Source organism: Archangium sp. (genome assembly GCF_045802675.1).
GTDB lineage: Bacteria > Myxococcota > Myxococcia > Myxococcales > Myxococcaceae > Archangium.
On sequence record NZ_JBJMQO010000065.1, the window covers coordinates 1 to 4,885 of the forward strand.

The following is a 4,885-nucleotide window of genomic DNA, read 5'->3' on the forward strand; positions in this document are numbered from 1 at the left end:
AGGGCTCAGGGAGCCGGTCATCAAGCTCTGGCACGCGGCGACCGAGCGCGAGGTGCTGGCCGGGCGCAAGGGGAAAGTGGACCCGCAGCGGTTCCAGTTCCACGTCCGGCGGGCAGCCACCTACTGGGGCAAGGGCAACTACGGCGGGACGCTGACGGTGTGGGACGTCGTCTTCGGCACCGCGCGCTGGCCCGAGTCCGAGACGGCCACCGCACCCGTGGGCCTGCCGCCGCGAGCCCGTGAGCCGTTCGGCTTCCGCAAGGAGATGCTGTACTTCCTCTCGGGCTGGCGCGGGCAGCGGTCGTGAGCTGGCTCGCCTTCTTCGAGCGCCTGCTCGCGCACCGGTGGTGGCTCGGCCTGGGGCTGCTCGCGCTGTGTGTCGGGGCGGGCCTTGGCGCCGCTCGCGTGCCGATGGACCCCTCCATCGAGCGGATGCACCCCATCGGTGACGCGGCCAAGACGGACTTCGAGCGCTACCGGCGCGCCTTCCCCGGCGAGGACTCGCAGGTGTTCGTCATCGCCGAGGGCCCCGGGGTCTTCTCTCCCTCGGGCCTGGCCTCGCTGGTGAAGCTGGAGGAGGAGCTGCGCGGCCTGCCCCGGGTGCGGCACGTGGTGGGACCCGCCTCGGCCCGGAGCGCGGAGGGGTTGCTCTTCCCCGAGGAGTCGCGGGGGCGCGTGGAGGATATTCGCGAGGCGCTCGCACGGGCCCGGAAGGAGCCGCTGGCCCGGGCGCTGGTGCACCCCACGCGGGAGCTCGCGGTGGTGCAGGTGGCGCTCGCGTCGGGCGCGGGGGCCGAGCGCCTTCTCGCCGAGCGCGCCTTCTCGCTTCAGGCCGCCGAGGTGCTCGCCCGTCACGCGGGGCCGGAGCTGAAGCTGACGCTCTCGGGGGCGCCCGCGATGCGCGCCTCGCTCGCCCGCATGGTGGAGGAGGACATGGGGCTGCTGCTGCCCCTGGCGCTGCTCGTCATCCTCGGGCTGGTGGCGTTCGCCTACCGGGACCTCTGGTCCGTGCTGGCCACGGCGGCGACGCTGGTGGTGGCGTGGATGTGGATGGTGGGCGCCATGGGGTGGGTGGGCGTGCCCTTCGGCGTGCTCACCTCGTTCGCCCCCATCGTCATCCTCATCGTGTCGCTGACGGACACGGTGCACGTGCTGTCGGACCTCGAGGAGCGCCGCCGCTCGGGCACGCCGTACGCGCGGGCGCTCATCGAGGCCATGGCCCACTCGGCCGGGCCGTGTCTGGCCACGGAGCTCGTCATCGCCGCGGGCTTCCTGTCCATGGGCCTCATCGGCCTCACCGCCGTGTGGGAGTTCGGGCTCGCCACCGCGCTGGGCGTGGTGCTGGCGTGGGCGGCCAACATGCTCGTGTTGCCGTGGATGCTCTCGCTGCGCTCGCGCTCCTCGGCGGCGCGGGCGCGGCGCGAGCTGGAGGCCTCTCGCTCGCGGCCCCTGGACTCGGTGCTGGCGTGGGTGGAGCGGCAGGTGGTGCACCGCCCCCGGCGGGTGATGGCTGTCGCGGCCGCCGTGGCGCTGCTGAGCGTGCTGGGCCTCACGCGGGTGCGGCACGAGTACCGCGTGTTCGACGACCTGCGGCGGGACTCACCGCTGGCGGCCGAGCTGTCGTACGCGGAGGGCGCGCTCGGTGGGCTGGTGCCGCTGGCCGTCTTCCTGGAGCCGGAGCAGGGGCGGGAGGGGGCGGCGCTGTCGCCCGAGGCCATGGACTTCCAGGAGCGGGTGGACGCGTACCTCGCGGCCCTGCCCGAGCACCCGCCGGTGGTGAGCCTGCCTCGGCTGGTGGAGCCGGTGAACCGGGCGATGTACGGGCCGCTCGGGCTGCTCACGAAGACCCAGGAGACGACGGCGCGGGCGGTGACGAAGCTGGAGCGCTACCAGCCCCTGGACACGGTGCTCTCGAAGGACCGGAGCGCGGCGGGGGTGGTGGCGCTGCTGCCCAACGTGGAGTCGGGGCGGATGCACGAGCTGGTGGAATCGGCCCAGGCCTTCGTGTCGCGCGAGGTGCCCGCGGGCTACCGGGCGACGGTGACGGGCAACCTGGCCATGACGGAGCACGTGACGGGCATGTTGACGCGAGGGCTGCTGAGCAGCTTCCTGTCCGCGCTCGCGGTGAGCTTCCTGGCCTTCTTCCTGGTGCTGCGCAGCGCGAAGCTGGCGCTCATCGGCCTGGTGCCCAACGTGCTGCCGGTGGGCGTGCTGTTCGGGGTGATGCCCCTGCTCGGCATCAGCCTCAAGCCCTCCACGGTCATCATCGCCAGCATGGCGCTGGTCATCGCGGACGACGACACGCTGCAATACCTGGTGCGCTTCAAGCGGCGCTACCTGGTGCTGAAGGCCGAGGGCGCCCCGGAGCCCCATCAGCGCGCGGCCCTGGAATCACTGAACGAGTGCGGGCGGGCGATGTTCGTCACCTCGGCGGCGGTGGCCGGAGGCTTCCTGTTGTTGCAGTTCTCGCGCTTCGAAGGCATCGCCCACCTGGGCCTGCTCACCGGGCTGACGCTGTGGGTGGCGGGCCTTGCGGATGCCTTCCTGAGCCCCGTGCTGTTGATGGCCTTGAAGCCCGAGCTGGGCCCGTCCCGAGACAGGTAGTGGGGGCTGCCGCGTTCCGTGGGCTCGATGCCCATCCCGCTTCCTGGATGGGAGGCGGAGCGTAGCTCCAGGGGGTGCCACTCGGAGCGCACCGCTCGCGGGGACTGGCAGGGCTCCTGCACACGGGGCGCCGCCATGACTCCACGAGCCCCTTTCTCCAAGCGCCTGGGCGCTGTCTCCTTCCTCCTGCTCTCCTCCCTGGGGTGTGGCTCCGCCAGCCAGCGGTTCCTCGGCCTCTACGCGGTGACGGGGACGGCCCAACTCAGCATCCAGGATTTCGGCAACCTGTCCTCCGAGGTCTCGGACACCTTCCGTGTGTCGGAGGGCATGGACTCGGACCTCGTGCTCACCGACTCCGCGGGGAAGTGCTTCCTGCTCGCGGACGTGGAGGACGACGTGGCGCTGCTGCGGCGTGGGAGCTCCTGCACCTGGAGCGACAACGGCACCACCTTCACCCTGACGCTGACGCGCGGAACGCTGTCGCTCCCGGGAGGGAGCGGCCGGCTCGACATGGCGGGCACCGTGACGGCCACGGCGCGGGGAAGGCTGTACGCGGGCTCCTTCTTCCAGAACGCCACGCTCACCCGGGTGGGGGACGCGGCGCACGAGCCGTAGACCCATTTTCCGCGCTGTTCGTTCCACCCTCCATTCCACTCGATTTGGAGGTCTCCCCCTATGGCCCGACCGGCCCTGGCCGCGCTTTGCCTGGCGCTGTCCCTCCCCGCGTTCGCGGAGGCTCCCACCGCCCCGCAACCCCCCGTGAAGTGCGAGCTCCAGTCCGCGCAGCAGGCCCCGTCCCGGGGTGACCCGAAGGTCCGCGAGGCCGCCCACAAGGGGCTCTCCTACCTCTCCCGGGCCAGCGCGCAGTGGACGGCGGAGCACCAGTGCTTCGGCTGCCACGTCCAGGCCGTCACGCTCGAGGCGCTCACGGCCGGCAAGCACCACCAGTACGACGTCGCGCCCAAGGACATCGACGCGATGATCAAGGCCCTCAAGCTCGGCGTCACCGCCGGAGGCCATGTGACGGGCGCCGCCTTCGAGGGCTCGGCCTGGGCCCGGTACGACCGGTGGGTGGACTCGAAGTACACGGATGACCTGCTGCGCTACGCCAAGGAGCTCGTCTCGCTGCAGGCCCAGGACGGCAGCCTCCCGGATGACGACGCGCGCCGCCCCGTGACGGGGGGCACCATGCAGACGACCTTCCAGGCCGCCCAGACGTGGCGTCAGGCCCACGCGAGGACCGCGGATGCGAAGTGGCTCGCCCCGCTGCGCAAGGCCGAGTCCTTCCTCACCGCCACGTCCGCGAAGTGGCAGCGCTCGGCCGCCGACGTCTACCTCCAGGACCTCGACTTCGCGCTGCTCGGCCTGAACGCGGCCGGCGTGGGGCGCACCGAGCCCGGCTCGCTGCGGCTCCAGCGCATGCTCCTCGAGCGGCAGAACCAGGACGGCGGCTGGGGCCTGGAGAAGGGCAAGAGCGACGCCTTCGCCACGGGCCAGGCGATGTATGCCCTCAAGCTCTCGGGCTACTCGGACTCGGATGCGCCCATCTCCCGCGCCATGGGCTACCTGGTGAAGCGCCAGGACAAGTCGGGCGCGTGGAAGACGTACGCGAGCGGCCAGGGCGGCGCGGAGAAGGCCGAGACCATGTGGGCCGTGCTCGGGCTCGTCACGGTGGACGTCGCGAGCATCGCGGTGAATGGGCTCATGGATGGCCAGCACGTCGCGGACACGATGAACCTCCAGGTGGAGGCCACGGACAACCAGTCCGGAGGCATCGCCCGGCTCGAGCTGCTCGTGGATGACCTGCCGGTGCACACGGCGTGCGGCGGGAAGCTCGCGTATGCGTGGCGCACCGCGGGCCTCAATGAGGGCAAGCACGTGCTGGACTTGGTGGCCACCAACGCCAAGGGCCAGACGAGCCGCCGCCGCTTCGAGGTGTTCGCGGGCAATGTCTTCATGACGCAGGTGGGGGCGAACTTCGACGAGTCCTCGCAGCGCTCGCTCGTCACGCTGCGCGACCTCTCGGCCCCGGGCGCGGGAGGCTCCATCGAGCTCGAGGTCTGGGACGTGGCCGAGGGCGGCGAGGCGAAGCCGAAGTCCAAGGTCTTCTCCGTGTCGCGCAAGGCCGAGGGCGGCGCGGTGGAACTCGCGTGGGAGGGGAAGGGGAGTGACGGCAAGGTGAGGCCGCGCGGCCGGTACCAGGCGCGGCTGGCGTACAAGGACGCGGGGGGCAAGGTGCTGCAGACGGAGAGCGTGCTCTTCTTCCACGACAGCGAGAGCG

At 71.7% G+C, this 4,885-nt stretch carries 4 protein-coding genes; all 4 read left to right on the plus strand.

Annotation, left to right across the window (positions count from 1 at the left end):
• Window positions 1–307 (plus strand): hypothetical protein (locus tag ACJ8AN_RS18500; protein ID WP_407756707.1); only part of this gene is annotated, 307 nt, incomplete at its 5' end.
• Window positions 304–2,604 (plus strand): efflux RND transporter permease subunit, encoded by a 2,301-nt coding sequence (locus tag ACJ8AN_RS18505; protein WP_407756708.1) that lies wholly within the window; start codon window positions 304–306, stop codon window positions 2,602–2,604. The genes ACJ8AN_RS18500 and ACJ8AN_RS18505, both read left to right, overlap by 4 nt.
• 135 nt (window positions 2,605–2,739) lie before the next feature.
• A complete protein-coding gene (locus tag ACJ8AN_RS18510; protein WP_407756709.1) occupies window positions 2,740–3,219 on the plus strand; it encodes a hypothetical protein in 480 nt (159 codons plus the stop codon).
• A gap of 60 nt (window positions 3,220–3,279) precedes the next feature.
• Window positions 3,280–4,885 (plus strand): Ig-like domain-containing protein (locus tag ACJ8AN_RS18515; protein WP_407756710.1); only part of this gene is annotated, 1,606 nt, incomplete at its 3' end.

Coding starts and splice junctions, on each gene's coding strand:
- ACJ8AN_RS18510 (WP_407756709.1), top strand. CDS start 2,740: ATGACTCCACGAGCCCCTTTCTCCAAGCGCCTGGGCGCTGTCTCCTTC.